Source organism: Streptomyces peucetius (genome assembly GCF_025854275.1).
In the GTDB taxonomy this organism is placed as follows: Bacteria; Actinomycetota; Actinomycetes; order Streptomycetales; family Streptomycetaceae; genus Streptomyces; species Streptomyces peucetius_A.
The window spans coordinates 7418087-7438396 of sequence record NZ_CP107567.1 but is presented as its reverse complement, the minus strand read 5'-3'; the positions used below and the strand labels follow the sequence as shown (position 1 = coordinate 7438396).

Below are 20310 nucleotides of genomic sequence, written 5' to 3'. Positions count from 1 at the left end.
GGGGACAGGGTGGTCAGTATGAGTTCCCTCGCGCTGTCCGTGATCCTGTCGCTGGTCTCCGCGGTCGCCTACGCGGCCGGGGCGATCCTTCAGGAGCACGTGGCGACCACCACCCCCTCACGCCCGTACGCACCGCTCCACCAGCCCGGATGGTGGACCGCCGTCGCCCTCAACGGCACGGGAGCGGTCCTGCACGTGGTGGCCCTCGCATACGGCCCGCTGAGCCTGGTGCAGCCGCTGGGAGCACTGACCATCGTCTTCGCGCTGCCGATGGCCGCGCTGTTCGTACGGCGCCGGGCGGGCGCCACGGCCTGGCGCGGCGCGATCATGGCGACCGTCGGCCTCGCGGGGCTGCTCGCCCTCACGGGGGAGACGGAATCCCGCCCCCTGGACACCGCCGGGCGCGGCGCGCTCGCGTTGGCCACCCTCGGCACGGTGGCGCTGCTCTTCCTGGCGGCCCAGGGCGTGCAGCGGCCGATCCAGCGCAGTGTGCTGCTGGCAGGCGCGGCCGGCGTCGCCTTCGGCATCGCTTCCGTCTTCACCAAATCGGTGGCCGTGGACTGGACGTGGGGCTCACCGTTCGCCCAGTGGCCGAGCCTGGCGGTCATCGCCGCGCTGGCCACCGGCGGCCTGCTCCTGTCCCAGGCCTCCTACCGCGGCGCGGGGCTCGCCGCGCCGCTGGCGACGCTCACCGTCGTCAACCCGGTCGTCGCGGCGGTCGTGGGCATCACCATGTTCGGCGAGGACTTCCGCTACGGCGTGGCGGGCACGACGCTCGCCCTCGGCTGCGGCGTGGTGGCGGCCGGCGGGCTGATCCTGCTCACCGTCGAACGTCTGGGCAGCGGGCTGCCCCGGCGGGCCGGCTCAGATCGTCACGCCTCTGGCCCGCAGGTACGCGAGGGGGTCGATGTCGGAGCCGTACCCGGGGCCCGTACGGATCTCGAAGTGGAGATGCGGTCCCGTGCTGTTGCCGGTGGATCCTGAGCGGGCGATCCGCTGACCGGCGCTCACCTGCTGGCCCGCGCGCACGTTCATGGCCGACAGATGGGCGTACTGGCTGTACCTGCCGTCGCCGTGCCGGACGACGATCTCGTACCCGTACGCGCCGCCCCAGCCGGCCGAGACGACCTTCCCGGCGGCGACGGCCTTCACGGAGGTCCCGGTCGGGACCGGGAAGTCCACGCCGGTGTGGTAGCCGCTCGACCACGACGAACCCGCCTTGCGGTACGAGGTCGACGGGCCGGCCGCGACGGGGGCGACGGCGGGCGCGGTGTGCGCGACGGGCGCCTTGGGCGCCTTCGGCGCCGCGGTGGGTGGTTTCGGCTGCGGCTTCGGCTGCTGCCGTGGTTTCGGCTGCTGCTTCTGCTGCTGCTTCGGCTGTTGCTTCGGCTCGGGCTTCGCTTCCGGGCGGGGCGCCGGCTTGGCCTGCGGCTTCGTTGCCGGGCGGTCGTTTCCGGAGGACGTCCGCTCCTCGGGCGGGGCAGACCTGCCCCGCAGGGTCAGCCGCTGTCCCGGGAAGATCAGATCGGGATCGTCCCCGACGACCGTGCGGTTGCGTGCGTACAACTGCTGCCAGCCGCCCCTGACGCGCTCCGAGCGTGCGATCTTGGACAGCGAGTCGCCGCGGGCGACGGTGTAGCCCTCGCGCTGCGTCGGAACGGTGGTCGGGGACGCGGCGTTCTTCGGCGTGATCCGCTTGGGCGGCGCGGCCTCCTGCGGTCCCGTCCTCGCGATGTCCGGGGCCTCGCCACCACGGGTCAGCCCCGCCTCGGCCGAGCAGGTCGGCCACGCGCGCGGCCCCTGTCCTTCGAGGACCTTCTCCGCGACTGCGATCTGCTGGTCCCTGGTGGCGAGATCCGCGCGCGGAGCGTACTGCCGGCCGCCGTAGCCCTCCCAGGTGGCCTGGCTGAACTGGAGACCGCCGTAGTAGCCGTTGCCGCTGTTGATCCGCCAGTCGCCGGTGGACTCGCAGGCCGCGACCTTCTCCCACGCGTCCACGGACGCGGCGTGCGCGGACCCGGCCCCGATCAGGGGCAGGGCCATGCCGGCGCCGCCGGCGGTGACGGTGAACGAAGCGCGGTTGATACGGCTCGGCTGGTATCTGCGGTGCCGACCGGTTCCGGCCATGGCGGTCTCCCCCTGGGCGCAATTCAGGTCATGTCGCAATCGGCCAACTTAGAGGGCACGTACGGACAGTGACAAGGCTTCAGCCCAACGCTGGCCCGATCCCGCCGTTCATGGGCCGGGCGGGGATTTCCCCCACCCCGCCCCTTCCCGAAACCGGCGGGGAAGGGGCACGCGGGGGCTGCCGCCCCCACACCCCCTGACGGCGGCTACGCGCCGGCACACCCCCCGGTCCCCCACCGCGTGGCGGGCGGACAGCCCCCGCTCCGGAGGCCGGCGTACGCCGCCGCCGGCCGGAGCTTCCCCCGAAACCGGCCCCCCGGCGGGGAAGGGGTACGCGGGTGCTGGCGCCCCCGCACCCCCGCCCCCGCCGGGATGGCCCGGCCCGGTGGACGCGGGAGGCGGGAGGGGGAAGTCACCTGGTCAGGACGGCGGCCGGGAGGCGACGGAGTTCGGGGCGCCCGTGGGGCGGGTGCCGCCGTGGGTGAGGAAGGCGGAGAGGGGGAGCGTCGCCGCGCCCACCGTCACCGCGTCCGGGCCCAGCCGGCCCAGTTCGATCGTCGTCCGGGACGCCGCGTGCTGGAGCGCGTACTCGCCCGCGAAACGCCGGACTTCGGGCAGGATGTGCGGGCCGAGCAGCAGCCCCGCCCACCCGCCGAGGAGAATGCGCTCGGGGCGGAAGAGGTTGACGAGGTCCGCGACCGCCGCGCCCAGGTACTCGGCCGTCTCGTCGAGCAGGGCCAGCGCTTCGCGGTCCCCGGCCCCCTGCTCCGGGTACGCCGCTGCCAGCAGCGCGCCGAGGGCCGACTCGTCGTCCGTGCCGGCCGGCAGCGGGCCGCCCGCTTCCCGCCAGCGCTCGCCCAGCGCTTGCGCGCCCGCGTACGCCTCGAGGCAGCCGAGCGAGCCGCATCGGCAGCGCCGCCCGCGGATGTGGACCACGGTGTGGCCCCATTCGAGCGCGTCCGTGCGAGTGCTCTCGTCCGGCGTCGCGGCGTGCACGACACACGCGCCGACACCGGAGCCGATGAGGGCGACCGCGGCGGAGGCCGCGCCCCGGCCGCCGCCGAACCACATCTCCGCCTGCCCGAGGGTCTTCGCTCCGTTGTCGATGGACAGCGGTGCCTCTGGCGGGATTTCGACGGCCTTGCGCAGCAACTGCTCGAAGGGGACGGCGCTCCAGCCGATGGTCTGGCCGTGCACGACCGCGCCGTCGGCGGCGTGCTCGACGATGCCGGGCACTCCGATGCCGACGCCGAGCAGCCGGCCGGGGTCCGCCTCGCCGTCGCGCAGGACGTCGGCGACGGCGGCGCTCACGTGGGAGACGATGCGGTCGACGTCGTAGCCATGCTGGGCGAGGGGCCGCTCCGTGCGGGCCAGCTCGGTGAGGGACAAGTCGAAGAGCTCGGCCCGTACCCGGGTCTCACCGATGTCGATGCCGATCAGGAGTCCACTGCCGGCGGCGACACGCAGCAGGGTCCGCGGTCTGCCGCCGTCCGAGTCGACGATGCCGGCTTCCTCGAGAAGGCCCTCGGCGACGAGTTCGGAGACGACGTTGCTGATCGATCCCGAGCTGAGTCCGGTGGCCGGCCCGAGCTCCTGGCGGCTCAGCGGGCCGTCGAAGTACAGCCGCTGCAGGACGAGGGCGCGGTTGCCGCGCCGCAGGTCACGCACTGTCCGTCTCTTGCCTGCCGCCATGGTGCTCCTTCCCCTGGACGCAACATACCGCGGCGGGGTCGCCGCTCCCCGGACAGGGGCACACGCCCACCGCCACCGGCCGTGGCTCCGGCCGGTGGCGGTGCGGTTTCCCGGCTCCGGCAGGAGGCCGCTCAGCGCGCCTTCCCCGGGGCCGGTGCTCCGGCCCGGCTCACGGCTCCACCACGATCTTGCGGCCCTGGCCCGCCTGGAAGCGGTCGATCGCCTGGGGGTACTGCTCCAGCGGCAGCCGGTCGCTGATGAACACCGACGGGTCGAGGACGCCGGCGGCGAAGAGCGCGGCGGCGCGTTCGTAGCTGTGGAGCACCGCCATGGAGCCGGTGATGGTGATCTCCTGGTTGTAGACGCGGTACGGCTCAATGACGGCGGTCGTCGCGTAGTCGGCGACACCGAACTGGAGGAACGTGCCGCCCTTGGCGACGCGTCCGAGACCGTCCTGGATGGCCTTGGCGTTGCCGGTCGCGTCGATGACGACGTCCCAGCCGCCGGGACGGTCGAGTTCGTCGGCCGAGGCCGCGGTGCGGGAGCAGCCGAGGATCCCCGCGGTGGCGAGCCGGTCGGGGTTGACGTCGAGGACGTCCACGTCGGCGGCGCCGGTGCGCTTGGCGAGTTCGAGCATCATCAGGCCCATCGTGCCGGAGCCGTAGATGAGGACTTCGGCGCCGAGGGTGCTGCTGAGCACGTCGTAGCCGCGTACGGCGCAGGACAGGGGCTCGATGAGGGCGGCGTCCCCGACGTCGATGTGGCCGGGGAGCTTGACGCAGTTGGCGACAGGGGCGACGGCGTACTCGGCGGCGCCGCCGGGGACGGTGACGCCGATGGCGGCCCAGTTGTCGCAGAGGTTGCCGCGGCCGCTGCGGCAGTAGCGGCACTCGTGGCAGTGCAGGGAGGGGTCGACGGCGACGAGGTCGCCGACGGCCAGTTCGGTGACGTCCTTCCCGATGCCGACGACCTCGCCGGCGAACTCGTGACCGGGCACGATCGGGAGGGTGGGCGCGAACTCGCCCTGCAGGATGTGCAGATCGGTGCCGCAGAGGCCGCAGGACGCCACCGAGACGACGACCTCGCGCGGTCCGGGGCTCGGGTCGGGGACGGTGGTGACGACGACCTTGCCGGGGGCTTCGACGATCGCTGCCCTCATTTGACGGCTCCAAGGGACAGGCCCTGGACGAGTTTGTCCTGGGCGGCGTAGCCGGCGGCGAGCACCGGCAGGGACACGACGACGGACGCGGCGCACAGCTGGGCGAGGAAGAGGCCCTGGCTGGTGACGAATCCGGTCAGATACACGGGGGCTGTCTGCGCGACGACGCCGGTGAGCACCCGTGCGAAGAGCAGCTCGTTCCAGCTGAAGATGAAGCAGATCAGCGCGGTGGCGGCGATGCCGGGGCCGGCGACGGGGGCGACGACCCGGGCCAGAATGGTGGGCAGCCGGGCACCGTCGACCTGGGCGGCCTCGATGATGGAGACCGGGACGTCGGCGAGGAACGACTGCATCATCCACACCGCGATCGGCAGATTCATCGAGGTGTAGAGGATGACGAGCAGCCAGACATTGTCCAGCATCCCGGTGTTCTTCGCGAACAGGTAGACGGGGAGCAGCCCGGCGACGACCGGCAGCATCTTGGTGGACAGGAAGAAGAACATCACGTCGGTCCACTTGCGCACCCGCCGGATGGACAGCGCGTAGGCGGCGGGCAGCGCGAGCACCAGCACGAGCGCGGTCGAGAACAGGGACGCGGACAGGGAGTTGATCAGCGGCGGCCACGGCGTGGGTCCGCCGCCGCCCCCGAAGAACTCGCGGTAGCCGTCGAGGGTGAGCGAGGCGGCGAACGAGGGCGGGTTGGTGGCCGCGTCCGCCTCCGAGTGGAAGGAGGTGAGCAGCATCCACAGGGCGGGCAGACAGAACGCGACGCCGGCGATCCAGGCGACGAGGCCGAGGGCTGCGGAGCGCCTGCGGGCCTTGCGTGCCGCGGGCGGCAGCGCCTGGTGGGACGGTCGGACGGTGGCGGTGCTCATGCGCGGGTCGCCTCCTCACGGAAGAGGGACGAGACCACCCGGAGTGCGAAGGTCGCGATGACGATGGTGCCGATCACGACGACGACTCCCGCGGCGGACGCCAGTCCGTACTCGTGCGCCTGGTAGAAGGTCTGGTAGATCGTGTAGGGGAGGTTGGCGGTGCCGAGCCCGCCGGAGGTGAGGGTGAACACGGCGTCGAAGTTCTGCACGATGTACACCGAACCGAGCAGAACGCCCAGTTCGAGGTAGCGGCGCAGATGGGGCAGGGTCAGGTACCGGAAGGTCTGCCAGGGCCCGGCGCCGTCCAGCCGGGCGGCCTCCAGCGTCTCCGCGGGCCGGCTCTGCAGTCCGGCGAGCAGGATCAGCATCATGAACGGCGTCCACTGCCACACCAGCGCCGCCTCGACGGCGAGCAGCGGCATCTCGGAGATCCAGTCGGGCTGGGCCGGGGAGTCGATGCCGAAGAGTCCGGCGGCCCAGGTGAGGGCGCCGTTGAACAGCCCGTACTCGGGGTTGTAGAGGGCGTGCTTCCACAGCAGCGCGGCCGAGACGGGCACCAGGAGGAAGGGGGTGATCAGCAGGGTGCGCACCATGCCGCGGCCGAAGAAGGTGCGGTCGAGCAGCAGCGCGAGGAGCAGTCCGAGGACCACGCTCGCGATGACGACACTCGCGGTCAGCAGCACGGTGGTCAGGACCGAGGCGCGCATCGAGGCGTCCGTGAACACGGAGGCGTAGTTGCTCAGGCCTGTGAAGCCGCGTTCGTCGGGGGCGAGGGAATTCCAGTCGAAGAGGGAGATCACCAGTGTGGCCACGAAGGGCAGCTGGGTGACCGTGATCAGGAACACGAGGGCGGGCAGGAGTGGAGCCCTGGTGGCCCAGGCACGCATCCGGTCGCTGTGGCCGGCCGTGCGCGGCGCGGAGGGCGGGGGCTCGGGTGCCGTGCCGGCCGCGGTCTGCGGCCGCTGCCCGGCGGGTGTGGGGAACGGTGTGCTCAGCGGTGTACTCACCGGTACTCCTCGGCAACCTTCTCGGCCAGGGACTGCGACTTCTTCAGGGCCGCCTCGACGGACTGGCGGCCGGCGATGGCCGAGCTGATCTCCTGAGACACCCTGGTGCCGAGATCGGTGAACTCGGGGATGCCGACGAACTGGATGCCGGGCGCGGGGCGGGGCTGGGTGCCGGGGTTCTTCGGGTCGGCCTCGGCGATGGCTCGCTTGGTGACGTCCGCGAACGCGCCCGCCGCCTTGAGGTATTCGGGGTTGGAGTAGGTGGAGGCCCGCTTGCCGGCGGGCACGTTGGCCCAGCCGATTTGCTTGCCGACCAGCTCCTCGTACTCCTTGCTCGATGCCCAGGAGATGAACTTCCAGGCGTTGTCGGCCTTCGTGGACGCCTTCTGCATGCCCCAGGCCCAGGTGTAGAGCCAGCCGGAGCTGTCGGTCTTCTCGACCGGCGCGGGCACATATCCGATCTTCCCCTTGACCGGGGAACCGGCGGCCTCCAGGGAGCCGGCGCCTGCGGTGGCGTCGTACCACATGGCGGTCTTGCCCTGGGTCATGTTGTTGAGGCACTCGGCGTAGCCGGACTGGGCCGCACCCGCCTCGCCGTGCTCCCGGACGAGATCGACGTAGAACTTGGTGGCCTTGGTGAACTCGGGCGAGTCGAGCCGTGCTTCCCAGTCCTCGGTGAACCAGGTGCCGCCCATGGTGTTGACGACAGTGGTGAGGGGAGCCATGACCTCGCCCCAGCCGGGCATGCCGCGCAGGCAGATGCCCTTCATGCCCTTCTCGGCGCCGTCCGCCTTCGCGGCGAGGTCGGCGACCTGCTGCCAGGTGGGCTTGTCGGGCATGGTCAGGCCCTTCGCCGCGAACACGTCCTTGCGGTACATGAGGAAGGACGACTCGCCGTAGAAGGGCTGGCCGTAGAGCCTGCCGTCCTCGGCGGTGAGCGACTGGCGCAGGGGCGCCAGGATGTCGTTCTGGTCGAAGGCCGTGTCCTCGGCGGCGTATGTGTCGAGGGAGTGCAGCCAGCCGTTCCTGGCGTAGATCGGTACCTCGTAGTTGCTGATGGTGGCGACGTCGTACTGGCCGGCCTGGTTGGAGAAGTCCTGGCTGATCTTGTCTCTGACGTCGTTCTCCGGGAGGACGGTGAAGTTGACTCTGATGCCGGTGTCCTTGGTGAAGTGGTCGGCGGTCAGCTTCTGCAGTTCGACCATCTGCGGGTTGTTCACCATGAGCACGTTCAGGGTCCCGTTGCCTCCGGAGGAGGACGAACCGCCGCCGGCACCCCCGCATCCTGCGGCGAGGACGACGAGGGCAGCCGTGGCGGCAACCGCACTGATGCGCTTTCCATGGTGTCGTCGCTTCAGGGTCATGGATGTCTCCTGGGGATTAAGAGCGGCTCATTGTGCCGGTTTCGAGCGGTTTGTTCGGATTTTCTGGGTGTGACGGGCCATCCCGCGGGGGCGGGTGCGGTGGCTGCTGCTGTGGAGGTGTCGGATCAGACGCGGATGACCTGCGGCCCCAGCAGGGAGTAGCGCTGGGCCTCGGCCGAGGAGAGGCCTGTGTCGGTGATGACGGCCTCGAGGTCCCCCACCTCGGCGAAGCGGCAGAAGCTCACCGCGCCGAACTTGGTGTGCACGCCGGCGAAGACGCACCGCCGCGCGCTGCGCACGGCCTGCGCCTTGACCTCGGCGACGGCCGGGTCGGGTGTGGTGAGGCCGTACTCGCGGGAGATGCCGTTCGCTCCGATGTACGCCAGGTCGATGACGAAACCGGCCAGCATCCGGGTGGCCCAGTGGTCGACCGTGGCCAGGGTCTGGCCGCGGACCCGGCCGCCGAGCAACAGCACGGCGATCCTCTCCGCGTCCGCGAGGACGGTCGCCACCGCCAGCGAGGCGGTGACCACGGTCAGCGGCCGGTCCCTCGGCAGGGCCTCGGCGACGAGCTGCGGGGTGAAGCCCTCGTCGACGAAGACGGTCTCGGCGTCGCCGAGGAGGTCGGCGGCGGCCACCGCGATCCTCGACTTCTGCGGTACATGACGTGTGGTGCGCATCGCGAGCGTCGTCTCGAAGCCGGCGCTCTCGACCGGATACGCCCCGCCGTGCGTGCGCCGCACCAGTCCGTGCTCCTCCAGGGTCGTCAGGTCGCGGCGGATGGTCTCCTTGGCCACCGCGAACCGGGCAGCCAGCGCATTGACCTCGACCGACCCGTTCTGCCGGGCCGTGTCGAGAATGCCCCGTCGGCGTTCCTCGGTGTCCACGACGCACATCCCTGCTGGTGCTGGTCTTACTGGCGGGCTCGACGTCCGTTCGGGCCCATGCGTCGTTTGTACTAGCAATCGGGGCCGCTGGACCAGCGTCTTCGCGGGCTGCGGTGTGCCCGTTCATGCCCGTTTCGTCCATCGCGTCGTAGCTGGTGGGCAGTGATGTGCGGGTGCGCCACAGGTCATGCCGGTGCCCGCTTGGGGGCGTGACGGAGTCCGAACGGTGCCCGGGTGCGGGCGCGGGACCCGGGCAGGGTGCGCGGCAGCGCCCGTACGCGGACGATCGATGAATGGCCCCGGCCGCCCGGACGTATGCGTACGTGTACGAGGGGCGACAGCGGCACGACGGCACGGACGTACTTCCGACGGACATCCAGGAGCACACAGATGAGTGGCACAGCTCAGATCGGCGTCACGGGACTCGCGGTGATGGGCCGCAACCTGGCCCGCAACTTCGCCCGCAACGGCTTCGCGGTCGCCGTCCACAACCGTACGGCGGCCAGGACCCGCGCCCTGGTGGAGGAGTTCGGCCACGAAGGCACATTCGTCGCCGCCGAGTCGGCGGAGGACTTCGTCGCGGCGCTGGAACGGCCGCGCCGCCTGGTCATCATGGTCAAGGCGGGCGAGGCGACGGACGCGGTGATCGAGGAGTTCGCGCCCCTGCTCGACGAGGGCGACGTCATCATCGACGGCGGCAACGCCCACTTCGCCGACACGCGGCGCCGTGAGAAGGAGCTCCGGGAGCGCGGCATCCATTTCGTGGGCGTCGGGATCTCCGGCGGCGAGGAGGGCGCCCTGCACGGACCGAGCATCATGCCCGGCGGCTCGGCCGAGTCGTACGCCTCGCTCGGTCCGCTGCTGGAGAAGATCGCGGCGAAGGCCCCCGACGGCACACCGTGCGTCACCCATGTCGGACCGGACGGCGCGGGCCACTTCGTGAAGATGGTCCACAACGGCATCGAGTACGCCGACATGCAGCTCATCGCGGAGGCGTATCACCTGCTGCGCGCGGTCGCGGGCTACTCCCCCGGCCGGATCGCCGAGACCTTCCGCACCTGGAACACGGGGCGCCTCGACTCGTATCTGATCGAGATCACCGCGGAGGTGCTGGCGCACACGGACCCGGCGACGGGCGAGCCGTTCGTCGATGTCGTCCTGGACCAGGCGGAGCAGAAGGGTACGGGCCGCTGGACGGTTCAAATCGCGCTCGACCTGGGGGTGCCCGTGTCGGGAATCGCGGAGGCGGTGTTCGCGCGGTCCCTCTCGGGCCACGCCGGACTGCGCGACGCTTCGCGCTCGCTGCCGGGTCCGCAGCCGGAGCCGCTGGAGCCCGAGGACGCGGCCCGCTTCGCCGACCAGGTCGAGCAGGCGCTGTACGCGTCCAAGATCGTGTCGTACACGCAGGGCTTCCACCAGGTGCAGGCCGGCAGCGACGCCTACGGCTGGGACGTGGACGCCGGGTCCGTGGCGGCGATCTGGCGGGCCGGGTGCATCATCAGGGCCGCGTTCCTGGACCGGATCCGCGGGGCGTACGACGAGCGGCGGGATCTGCCGAGCCTGCTCGCCGACAAGCAGTTCGCCGAGGAGATCGGCGCGGCGCAGGACGACTGGCGGCAGGTCGTCGCGACGGCCGCCCGGCAGGGCGTACCGACACCGGGCTTCTCCGCGGCCCTGGCCTACTACGACGCCCTGCGCGCGGCGAGGCTGCCCGCTGCGCTCACGCAGGGGCAGCGCGACTTCTTCGGAGCGCACACCTACCGGCGGACCGACCGGGAGGGCTCCTTCCACACCCTCTGGGGCGGTGACCGCACGGAGGTGGACGCGGGCTGACCGGCCCCGTCAGGGCCCGGCGGGTCCCGGTTGGGGTTCCGGCTCGGGCACGGGGTCCGGGCTGGGCCCCGGCGGCCTGGGGATCGGGTCCGGTGCGGGCACCGGCGGCGGACTCGGCGTCGGCACCGGCCCGGGCAGCGGACCCGGGTCCGGTGGCGCCCCGGGGTCGGGCGTCGGCACCGGTGGTGCGGGGTCGGGGTACGGGTGCGTCATGCCGGCCTCCATGGTGCGGTCGATATCTCCGCTGTCCGCGTTCCCACCCCGGTGCGATCCACTCACGACGAGAGGCGGCGTTCCCGCGGGCGGCGGGAGCGGTCCCGCCGTACGGCCGGCTGCGTGGCCGGGGCGGCGGGGGCAGTCCCGCTGCCCGGCGGCGACCGCCCAGCGGGCGGCGAGAGCGGCCCTGCTGTCCGGCGGCTGCCCCGCCGCCGTGCCCCGGGGCCCGGTGCCCGGTGCCGCGGTCAGGTGCCGGCCGCGGCAGCGGCAGCCGCCCGGAGGCCGGGCCGGGGGCTGGAGAGCACCGGCACCCGGCTGTCGGCACGGTCGGCGGCGTCCGCCATCGACGCCTGGGCGAGGACGACGACGTCCGAGCCGCCCACGTCCTCGACGGCGGCGGCCACGGCGTCCAGATAACCGTCACGGTCCCCCGCCTGGAACCGCTCCCAGGCACCGTCGACAAGCCGTGTGGTCAGCTCGACGTCACGTCCGGCGGCCTCCTCACGAATGAGGGCGGCGGTCGGTTCCAGGGTGCTGTGCAGCGCGGCGACCACGAGGACCCGCCGGTGCCGGGCCGCGGCGGCGGCCATCGGCCGGTCCACACGCAGCACCGGGACCCCGAGCCGCGGCCCGCACGCCTCGGCGACCCCGCCGATCGTCGAGCAGGTGCACAGGACGGCACTCGCGCCGTCGGCGACCGCGCCCGCGAGCACGTCCTCCACCGCAGGGGCCACCGCCTCGGGCCCGTCCCGTACCGCGCGGGCCAGCAGCTCGTCATGGACCAGGTGCCGCAGGCTCAGGGACGGGTGATCCCGGTCCCTGAGCGCGTCGAACACGGGCACGTGGACGGCGGAGGTGTGGAGCAGCACGAGCATGAGCGCGATGCTAGTGCCGCTGTCACCGGCGGCCTCAACCGGCCACGACGGGCGCCGGCGGTGCTTCTCCGGGCTCGAAGGACGCGAGCATCTGCTCGAGGACCGTCTGGTCGGGGCCCACCCAGGGATCGGCGCCGGGCGCGGCGCTGACGTACTTGGCGGTGTCGACGGAGCGGATCCACGGACTGCCCACGGTCGCCCGGAGCAGCTGCCCCGCCTGCAGGTCGTCGTCCTTCCCCGGGCGTCAGAGCGCGGAGGTCGCCTGAGGGCTGCGCTCCGTGTCGGTACCGGGCACCGGCTCGGAGGCGTCGGAGCCCAGGGCCACGATCCGGTTGTCCGCGTCGACGTGGACGACGCTGGGCACCAGGGCGCGGGCCTCCGCGTCCTCGACCTGGGCGTAGCTGATCAGGATCACCAGGTCGCCCGGGTGCACCAGGTGCGCCGCGGCCCCGTTGATCCCGATCACGCCGGAGCCGCGCTGCCCCTCGATGACGTAGGTCTCCAGCCGCGCGCCGTTGGTGATGTCGACGATGTGCACGAGCTCACCCGGCAGCAGATCGGCGGCGTCCATGAGATCGCGGTCGACGGTGACGGAGCCGACGTAGTGCAGGTCGGCCTGGGTCACGGTGGCCCGGTGGATCTTGGACTTGAACATCGTACGCATCATCGAGGTACTCCTGGATCTGAGCTCCCTGCCTGCGTTTTTGCAGGTCAAGGGCGGTTTCCCTACTCTACAACGAGTCGCAAGGCCGGGCAGCATTCCCCATGTTTCAGGACTCATACCGACCACTTGCCGACTTCCCTGACGTGCCGTCAGGCAAGTACAGGAGTGCTTCACCCGCTCTCCCGGACCCACCGCGACGACGGCACAAGCCTACGCAGCACCCTGCACAGGGCGTCCGTGATCAGCGTCACTCCGGACGGTCCGGGCGGCAGTCAGGAGCGAAGGCGGTCGGCCAGGAGCCGGGCCGGCGCGCTGCCATGGGGCAGCCGACCCAAGCACTCTCTACGCTGCCTCAAAGGAGGCGGAGCCCATGGTGCAACAGGGAATCTGAGGGGCCGAAACGGCGCGGCAACACAGCAGGCATCGCCGGTTGGCCAAACCGGCAATCCTCATGGCCATGGCTATAGCTGACCCGGGGAATCCGCGACCGGGCACCCTCCGAAGGACGTCAGTTCGAGACCACCACAGTGCACGCGGCCAGGCGAGGACATGCGCAACCTCACGACCGAGATCCACACGTTCATGGGCAGCGTCGCGGAGTAGCTGAACGAGCCCCAATGCCGGGCCGCACCGCATGAGATGACGCCTCAGCGTTGGGCGCCCGTGGGATCTTCCCCAAGAGAAGAGGGACAACCGTGCCCGAGGCCGCAATCGGCGAGCGCCGCTACCCCACGAAGGCGGCCCGAGAGGAGGCCGTGCGCGACATTCTGTGCCGGCACAGCGTGGGCGCCGTGGTCGACCAGGAGGAGGACGACCTGCTACTGCGCGACCTTCTCGACATGCATCCGAAGGCAGCGGAGAAGGTCGGTCCGGGCGTCGCACATTTCCGCGTCAGCAGAACGCCGCGGGGTAACCACAAGGGACCCGAGGCAGTCCACGTCAACGAAGACCCCACGGCCGACAGGCTTCTCCTCCTCCCCCCGACTTCGCGTGTGCCAGAGCCGCATGCCGTGGGCGCGCGAGGACCGCGGACGTGACAGATCGTCGACCACCGCGCCTGCCGGGAACCCCGCTGGGTGCTCCGGGTGCGGGGGCCGTGGCCCGTTGCTCCAGGACCTCCACCGCATCGGGTGAGAAGCCGTTCGTTGCCAATCCCTCGTTCGTAGGGGCTTACGGCGCCATTCGAGGCATGGGGAGACGGTCGGCGCGGGGCTCGGATCCGCCGGGCGAGGGGCCCTTCCGGACTCACTCGAACGGGCTAGGTGACGAGAGAGAGCCCTTGTCCCGACTGGGCCGTGCACCCACCGGAGTTGCGACGCCATGGTGGCCATGAGTCCTTGGAGAGCGTGTCCTGCCGGATCTCACCATCAGGAGGAGACATGGGCACTGTGAAGAACGGCCAACCGGCCGAAAGGCTGTCCGTGGTTTTCGCGGTTCGCGTGATCGAGGGCGGCGAGCAGGGGTTCCTGGAGATGTACGAGCAGATGCGGAAATCCGTTGCTCGTACCCCCGGGCACATCGTCGAAAGGCTGGGAGCACCGGTTGACGACTCCCGGCAGTGGGTGATCACCAGCGAGTGGGAGACTCCCGAGCATTTCTTCGCCTGGCAGCAGAGTGAGGACCATCGCGCACTGGTGGCTCCGCTCCGCACTTGGGTCGACTCGACGCAGTCGCTGCGGTTCCGGGTCGTCAAGGAGACCGTGGAGGAGAAGTCATGACGCACACCACCACACACGACGCCGGCCCCGTCGCAGTCCTCGGTCTCGGCACGATGGGCAGCGGCCTGGCCTCACGCCTGATCGCACAAGGCATACAAGTGCGGGTCTGGAACCGGACTCCGGAGCGGACCGAGCCCCTCGCCCGGGCCGGCGCCGTCGCCGTCGGCCGTCCCTCCGAAGCCGTCGAAGGTACGAGCGCCGCCATCTGCACGGTCGCCGACGGCGACGCCCTCGCCGCAGTGCTGCGAGGCCCCGACGGCGTCCTGGCCAGGGGCACCTACCCCGGGGCCCTGATCTGCGCCAGCACCGTCGCACCCGACGACGTCGTCCGTCTCGCCGGGGACGTCCCCTCCGTCATGGACGTCGGCATGCTCGGCAATCGCGACCACGCCCGCGACGGCGAACTGCGGCTGTTCGTCGGCGGTGAGGAGCGAGTGTTCACCGCCGGCCGGCCGCTCCTGGAAAAGCTGGGCAAGGAGGTCGTCCATCTGGGCGCGCTCGGTTCCGGCATGCGGATGAAGCTGCTGCTCAATCTCCTCATGGGGATAGAGGTGCAGGCCATGGCCGAAGCCGCCGAACTGGCGGCCGCCTCCGGTCTCGACAAGCAGCTCGTCCTCAGGGCGATTGCGGGCAGCGGCTTCGCCTCGCCGGTCATGTCGTTCAAGTCGCGGCGTCTGGCCGCCGGGCGATTCGACGAGCCGGACTTCCGGCTGCGCCTGATGGCCAAGGACCTCATGCTCGCTACGGAGCAGGCGACCGCGGCGGGCCTGCACCTTCCACTCACCGCCGCAGCCGCGGAGACCCACACCCGCGTCACCGAACAGGGGTTCGGAGACGAGGACTGTGCCGCGGTCACCCGCGCAGTCGCACCGGAACCAGGAACACACACATGATCATCGACATCCACGGACATCTGTCCCCGCCGGAAGCTGCCAGACGCTTCCCCATGCCCCCGAGCCTGACCGACGTCGACGGAATGCTCGCGGCCCGCGCTCAGGCCGGGATCGACCTCACCATCATCGGGAGCCCGGTGGGCGCCGGTGCGATGGCACGGGTCCCAGGCGTCGACAACTACAAGCAGCCACGCGACCGGCTGCGTGGATTCCACGCATGGATGTCGGGTCTGATCGCCTCGTTCCCGGACCAGTTGCGCGGGTACGTCTACGCCAACCCGTTCGGCGACGACGATCATCTGGAAGGGGTGCGGGAGACTCTGGCGGACCCCGCCTTCGTCGGCCTGATCACCACTTCCAGCGTCCACGGCGAGCTGCTCGGCTCGCCGCGGGCGGACTCCTTCTTCGCGCTCGCCGCGGAAGCAGGAGTCCCCGTCCTGGTGCACGCACCGGCCGAACCGATCGGCACGGAGCACGTGGACAGCATCGGCTTCGTCGAGCAGATCGGCCGGTTCGGCGACCTCACGTTGAGCATGGCCATGATCGCGTTCGCGGGATGGCTGGACAAGTACCCGGGTCTGCGGCTGATCGGCGCGACCGGCGGCGGCGCGATGGCGCTGCTGCCGGAGCGCCTGCAGACAGCGGCAGCCCCCCGGCACTGGGGCGGGGGAGCACCGCCCTCCGCCGCTCCGCCATCCGCCGCTCCCGCGTCCGGCGGGCCGGCATCCGGCGGGCCGGCGCAGGGACGGCAGGCACCACGCGAGCAGCCCACCGTCCCGCCGTCGGCCGACCCGGCCGCGGCCCTGCGGCGCATGTACGTCGACACCAGCCCGTTCAGCCCGGCGCACCTCGGCCTCAACGCGGAGGTCCTCGGACCCGAACGGATGCTGTTCGGCAGCGACTCGCCGCCGCTGTCCGCGCCTCTGGAGGACCTCATCCGCATGATCGAGAAGCTGCCCGTGGACAAGGCGTCCCAGCAGCTCATCCTCGGCGGCAATGCCGAGGCCCTCTTCGACCTCAGGAGCCGTCCGTGACCACCACGCAGGATCCCGTCGCCGCAGCCGAGCAATGCACCGCCGAATTCCGGAGAAACCCGCACCCGGTCTACGCGTCCCTCCGGGACACGGCGCCCGTGTGCCCGATGAAGCCGCCGCACGGCCTCGAAACGTACCTGATCACGCGGTACGAGGACGCCCGGGCCGCCCTGTCCGACCCTCGGCTGAGCAAGGACATGTACGGCGCCGTGGACTCGTACCGAAGGATCTTCGGTGACTCGTCGGTCTCACTCGACGACAACATGCTCAACGCCGACGCCCCCAAGCACACCCGGCTGCGCAAGCTCGTCAACGCCGAGTTCACCCCCCGCCGGGTAGAGGCGCTGCGGCCCAAGATCCAGGATGTCGTCGACGAACTGCTCGACGCATGTCCCACGCGGGAGCCGGTGGATCTGCTGCCCGCGTTCGCCTTCCCGCTGCCGATCACCGTGATCTGCGAACTCCTCGGCGTGCCGCCCGAGGAGCGGCCCCACATGCAGCGGCTGTCCACCACGGTGGCGCAGACGGGCTTCAGCAAGGAGTCCAAGCAGGCGCAGCAGAAGGCGGAGTTGGACCTGCACGCCTACTTCACGCAGCTCATCGCGCGCAAGCGCGAGCACCCGAGCGACGACCTGCTCAGCGCGCTCACCGAGGTCCATGACAAGGACGGCGGTCTCACAGAGAACGAGCTGGTCTCGACGGCGTTCCTGTTGATGTTCGCGGGCCACAAGACGACCGCGTACCTCATCGGCAATTCCGTCCACCACTTCCTGGCCAACCCCGCACAGCTGCGTGCCGTGCAGGAGAATCCGGAATTGGTCGGCACCGCGGTGGAAGAACTACTGCGCTACGACGGCTCGGTGGAGAGCGCGACGTTCCGGTTCGCGACCGAGGACGTGGAGATCGGCGGTACGCGGATCCCGAAGGGCGCTCTTGTGCAGATCTCGCTCCTCTCGGCGAACCGCGATCCGCGCAAGTTCGACTGCCCGGACGAGTTCGACATCACCCGGCAGGGCGCACAGAACGGCCACCTGGGGTTCGGCCACGGCAGCCACTACTGCCTGGGCGCGCCGCTGGCGCGACTGGAGATGCAGCTCGCCCTCACCAGCCTGTTCAGCCGGTTCCCGAAACTCGCTCCGGCCGACCCCGCGGCTGAGCCGAAGTGGATGGAGGTGCCGTTCCCGGCCTTCCGCGGCCTCGCGGAACTGCCGGTCGTGCTGGACCCCGCACCGTGACCGGCAGCGGAGCCGTCGTCTTCCAGCGCAGTCGGTTCGGACCTCCGAGCAGGCTCACACCGCCGACGGCGGCGTCGCCGTCCCGCCCCTGACGACCTCCGCGATCGGCATGGGCTCTGTGCGGCAGGGCCCTTCCGCAGCGCGGCTCGGGCCCGGCTCCTGAAAGGGGCCGGGCCCGAGCCGCGTCGCCGTCAGGCGGCCGACACAGCGCCTGGAGCGTCGGACCGCCTGTAAGCCGTGCTTCGTCGCGGGTGTCGGCGTTTCGGCCACAGCGTCGCGGTGCCTCACCGCTGCACCTACGCGGGTCGGTGTACCGGGCACGAACACCCTTTCGCTCAACCACGGGCCCACCGCCACGTCCGAAACACGTGTGTTCGAACCCGGCCGCACCCTCGTTAAACCAAGCGACATCCCGGCCCGCTCTGCTTCGGAGACCGCCATGCCCCCCTTGCCTCCCTGCGCCACCGCCCCTCGTTCCGCCGGTGACATCCGGCTCACATGCGTTTTGTCCAGCAGCCCTGCCCGCCGCAGCGGTGACGGATCCTCGCGCTCAGCACGTCCGGATGCGAGGTGGGGGGCATGACCAGCAGCGCCGGCGCCCCGCCGGCGGCCGCAGCCGGCGGCCTCTCGGAGTCGGAGCAGCTGCTCTTCGGCGGCGAACTGACCTACGACTACGGGTGGGGCACCCACAAAGGTGCCTGGCTGAAGCTCAGTCTGCGCACGATGGCCGGCTCGCTGCCGCGACAGGTCGCGGTCGCCGTACGACTGGCCCGCGCGGCGGACCCGCAGGCCCTCACCACGGTCGTTGTCGGCGAGATCGCCCGCGGTGTGACGCAGGCCGTCTCCCTGATCGCGGTCAACTCCCTGCTCGTCGAGCTGCTCGCGCCTGGCGACATCCCCGGCCGGCTGCGCGCGGCACTGCCGGCGCTCACGCTGGTCGCCTTCCTCGCCGTGATCGGCTCGGCCTGTAAATCGGCCTCGGCCGCCGCGACCGGGATCCTGGAGCCGAAGGTCCAGCGGGTGGCGACCGAGCGCTACCTCGGTCTGGTGGCCCGGGTGGAGCTGGAGGCGATCGAGGACGACGCCTTCCACAAGCTCATGGACTCCGCGCAGTGGGGCGCCGAGTCGGCCCGGAGGATGGTCGTCCACTGCACCGCCGTGGTCACCTCCGCGATCTCCCTGATCGCGGCGGCCGGTGTGCTGACGGTGCTGCACCCCCTGCTCCTGCCGCTGCTGATCTGCATGGCGTTGCCGAGCGCGTGGGGTTCCCTGACCATGGCCCGGCACAGGTACGTCAGTTGGCACCGTTTCGTCCAGCACGTACGGGCCGCCCAGCTGATCAGCCGGCTCCTGATCGACCAGCAGGCCGCGGCCGAGGTCCGCGTTCACGGGGTTGCACCGTTCCTGCTGAAACACTTCCGGCAGATGGCGGAGACCAGCGAGCGGGAGCAGACCCGGCTCGCCTGGATCGGTGCCCGTACGGGCCTTTTCGCCGACGCGGCGCGCGGGCTCGCGACCGTGGCCACCTACGGCGTCCTCGGGCTGCTGCTGTGGCACGGGCAGATGGCCCTCGCCGTGGCCGGCACCGCCGTGCTGGCGATCCGTACCGGTTCGGTGAGCATCACGGACCTGGTCCTGCGCGTCACCGACGTGCAGGAGGAGTCGATGTTCGTCGCCGATCTGGAGACCCTGTGCGAGGAGGCCGTCCGGCGCGCCATTCCCACCGGCGGTCTCGACCTGCCCGAGCGGGTTGACGAGATCCGGTTCGAGAAGGTGACCTTCACCTACCCCGGGGCCGAGAAGCCGTCCCTGCATGACGTCGACCTGGTCGTCCCCCACGGCAAGACGGTGGCCCTCGTGGGGAAGAACGGCTCAGGAAAGTCGACCCTCGTCCGCCTGCTCAGCGGAGCCCGGCTTCCCGACACCGGCCGGGTCCTCTGGGGCGGCGTGGACACGGCCCAGGCCGACCGCGCGCAGGTCTTCGACCGTGTCGCCATGGTCGCCCAGGACTTCTACCGCTGGCCCTTCACGGCCCGCGTCAACATCGGCATCGGCCGGAGCAGCGCTCCGATGGACGACACAGCCGTCGAAGCTGCCTCCGCATACGCGGGCGCCGACGAGGTCGTCAAGGGCCTGCCCCACGGCCTCGGCACCCTGCTCGCCCGGGGATACAAAGACGGACAGGAGATCTCGGGCGGGCAATGGCAGAAGATCGGCCTCGCCCGCGCCCGGTACCGCGACGGGCGGGTCCTCATCGTCGACGAGCCGACCAGCGCCCTCGACCCTGCCGCCGAGCAGCGCGTATTCGACCAGATCCACCGCCTCGCCGGCACCGGCCAGACCACCGTCCTGATCACCCACCGCCTCCACAGCGTGCGCCACGCCGACCTCATCTACGTCCTGGACGAGGGCCGGGTCGTCGAGCACGGCACCTTCGAGCAGCTCATGGCCGCCACCACGAGCACCGGGGCGTTCCGCGAGGCGTACGAGCTGCAAGCCCGCCAGTTCCAGCGCCCGTCGGTGCCGGCGCAGGCCGGGAGGACATCGTGCGAGCCGGGAAGCTCTGTCGGCGAGGGGCAGGCACGGTCGTGACACCCACCCGTCTCGCGTCGCAGCACTCCTTGATGAGGCTTCTGCTCGCTGCCGGTTTCGGCGCCGACCGACCGCCGTACCGGCCGACATGCCGAACTCCTCCGCGTCATCATCCACTGTCACCGAAGACCGAAGGAAG

The 20310-nt window shown here is 71.1% G+C and carries 18 protein-coding genes; 8 read left to right on the top strand and 10 right to left on the bottom strand.

Going from position 1 to position 20310, the window contains the following annotated elements; all coding sequences use genetic code 11:
* The first annotated feature begins 18 nt into the window (after nt 1-18).
* Nucleotides 19-984, top strand: a complete 966-nt coding sequence (locus tag OGH68_RS33545; protein ID WP_264249223.1) for a DMT family transporter — start codon at nt 19-21, stop codon at nt 982-984.
* On the opposite strand, the gene OGH68_RS33540 is transcribed toward OGH68_RS33545, so the two are convergent.
* The 7 genes from OGH68_RS33540 to OGH68_RS33510 form a co-directional block, all read right to left on the bottom strand.
* A complete protein-coding gene (locus OGH68_RS33540) occupies nt 865-2127 on the bottom strand; it encodes a transglycosylase family protein (RefSeq protein ID WP_264249222.1) in 1263 nt (420 codons plus the stop codon). The genes OGH68_RS33545 and OGH68_RS33540 overlap by 120 nt on opposite strands.
* Before the next feature lie 420 nt (nt 2128-2547).
* Nucleotides 2548-3819 carry an ROK family transcriptional regulator gene (locus OGH68_RS33535; protein WP_264249221.1) on the bottom strand — a complete coding sequence of 424 codons (1272 nt, stop codon included), beginning with the start codon at nt 3817-3819 and terminating at the stop codon, nt 2548-2550.
* A gap of 169 nt (nt 3820-3988) precedes the next feature.
* On the bottom strand, nt 3989-4978 hold the full coding sequence (locus OGH68_RS33530; protein ID WP_264249219.1) for a zinc-dependent alcohol dehydrogenase family protein: 990 nt from the start codon (nt 4976-4978) through the stop codon (nt 3989-3991).
* A complete protein-coding gene (locus OGH68_RS33525) occupies nt 4975-5853 on the bottom strand; it encodes a carbohydrate ABC transporter permease (RefSeq protein ID WP_264249218.1) in 879 nt (292 codons plus the stop codon). The genes OGH68_RS33530 and OGH68_RS33525 overlap by 4 nt, the downstream gene beginning before the upstream one ends.
* Complete coding sequence (locus OGH68_RS33520; protein WP_264249216.1) at nt 5850-6860, bottom strand: carbohydrate ABC transporter permease; 1011 nt, start codon at nt 6858-6860, stop codon at nt 5850-5852. The genes OGH68_RS33525 and OGH68_RS33520 overlap by 4 nt, the downstream gene beginning before the upstream one ends.
* Entirely contained in the window at nt 6857-8224 is a 1368-nt protein-coding gene (locus OGH68_RS33515) for an ABC transporter substrate-binding protein (protein WP_264249214.1), read from the bottom strand. Before OGH68_RS33515 ends, OGH68_RS33520 begins: the two co-directional genes overlap by 4 nt.
* Before the next feature lie 125 nt (nt 8225-8349).
* Nucleotides 8350-9111, bottom strand: a complete 762-nt coding sequence (locus tag OGH68_RS33510; protein WP_264249212.1) for a DeoR/GlpR family DNA-binding transcription regulator — start codon at nt 9109-9111, stop codon at nt 8350-8352.
* A 390-nt stretch (nt 9112-9501) separates the two neighbouring features.
* Between OGH68_RS33510 and gndA the strand changes: the two genes are divergently transcribed.
* Nucleotides 9502-10944: an NADP-dependent phosphogluconate dehydrogenase gene (gene gndA, locus OGH68_RS33505; RefSeq protein ID WP_264249211.1), complete on the top strand. Its 1443-nt coding sequence runs from the start codon at nt 9502-9504 to the stop codon at nt 10942-10944.
* A gap of 461 nt (nt 10945-11405) precedes the next feature.
* On the opposite strand, the gene OGH68_RS33500 is transcribed toward gndA, so the two are convergent.
* From OGH68_RS33500 to panD, 3 genes are read right to left on the bottom strand one after another with little or no spacing between them, the layout of a single operon-like run.
* Nucleotides 11406-12035 (bottom strand): aspartate/glutamate racemase family protein, encoded by a 630-nt coding sequence (locus tag OGH68_RS33500; protein ID WP_264249210.1) that lies wholly within the window; start codon nt 12033-12035, stop codon nt 11406-11408.
* A 34-nt stretch (nt 12036-12069) separates the two neighbouring features.
* Complete coding sequence (locus tag OGH68_RS33495) at nt 12070-12228, bottom strand: hypothetical protein (protein ID WP_264249208.1); 159 nt, start codon at nt 12226-12228, stop codon at nt 12070-12072.
* A 51-nt stretch (nt 12229-12279) separates the two neighbouring features.
* The gene (panD, locus tag OGH68_RS33490; protein ID WP_264249207.1) at nt 12280-12702 is read right to left on the bottom strand and encodes an aspartate 1-decarboxylase; all 423 of its coding nucleotides are present in this window, start codon (nt 12700-12702) and stop codon (nt 12280-12282) included.
* Nucleotides 12703-13394: 692 nt separating this feature from the next.
* On the opposite strand from panD, the gene OGH68_RS33485 reads away from it, so the two are divergent.
* The 6 genes from OGH68_RS33485 (at nt 13395) to OGH68_RS33460 (ending at nt 20171) form a co-directional block, all read left to right on the top strand.
* On the top strand, nt 13395-13736 hold the full coding sequence (locus OGH68_RS33485; protein WP_319020259.1) for a DUF3223 domain-containing protein: 342 nt from the start codon (nt 13395-13397) through the stop codon (nt 13734-13736).
* Nucleotides 13737-14078: 342 nt separating this feature from the next.
* Complete coding sequence (locus tag OGH68_RS33480) at nt 14079-14417, top strand: antibiotic biosynthesis monooxygenase family protein (RefSeq protein ID WP_264249205.1); 339 nt, start codon at nt 14079-14081, stop codon at nt 14415-14417.
* Nucleotides 14414-15310 (top strand): NAD(P)-dependent oxidoreductase, encoded by an 897-nt coding sequence (locus tag OGH68_RS33475; protein WP_264249203.1) that lies wholly within the window; start codon nt 14414-14416, stop codon nt 15308-15310. The genes OGH68_RS33480 and OGH68_RS33475 overlap by 4 nt, the downstream gene beginning before the upstream one ends.
* On the top strand, nt 15307-16344 hold the full coding sequence (locus OGH68_RS33470; protein WP_264249202.1) for an amidohydrolase family protein: 1038 nt from the start codon (nt 15307-15309) through the stop codon (nt 16342-16344). Before OGH68_RS33475 ends, OGH68_RS33470 begins: the two co-directional genes overlap by 4 nt.
* Nucleotides 16341-17579: a cytochrome P450 family protein gene (locus OGH68_RS33465; protein ID WP_264249201.1), complete on the top strand. Its 1239-nt coding sequence runs from the start codon at nt 16341-16343 to the stop codon at nt 17577-17579. Before OGH68_RS33470 ends, OGH68_RS33465 begins: the two co-directional genes overlap by 4 nt.
* 579 nt (nt 17580-18158) lie before the next feature.
* Nucleotides 18159-20171, top strand: coding sequence for an ABC transporter ATP-binding protein (locus OGH68_RS33460; protein ID WP_264249200.1), 2013 nt, complete (start codon nt 18159-18161; stop codon nt 20169-20171).
* Nucleotides 20172-20310: the final 139 nt, after the last annotated feature.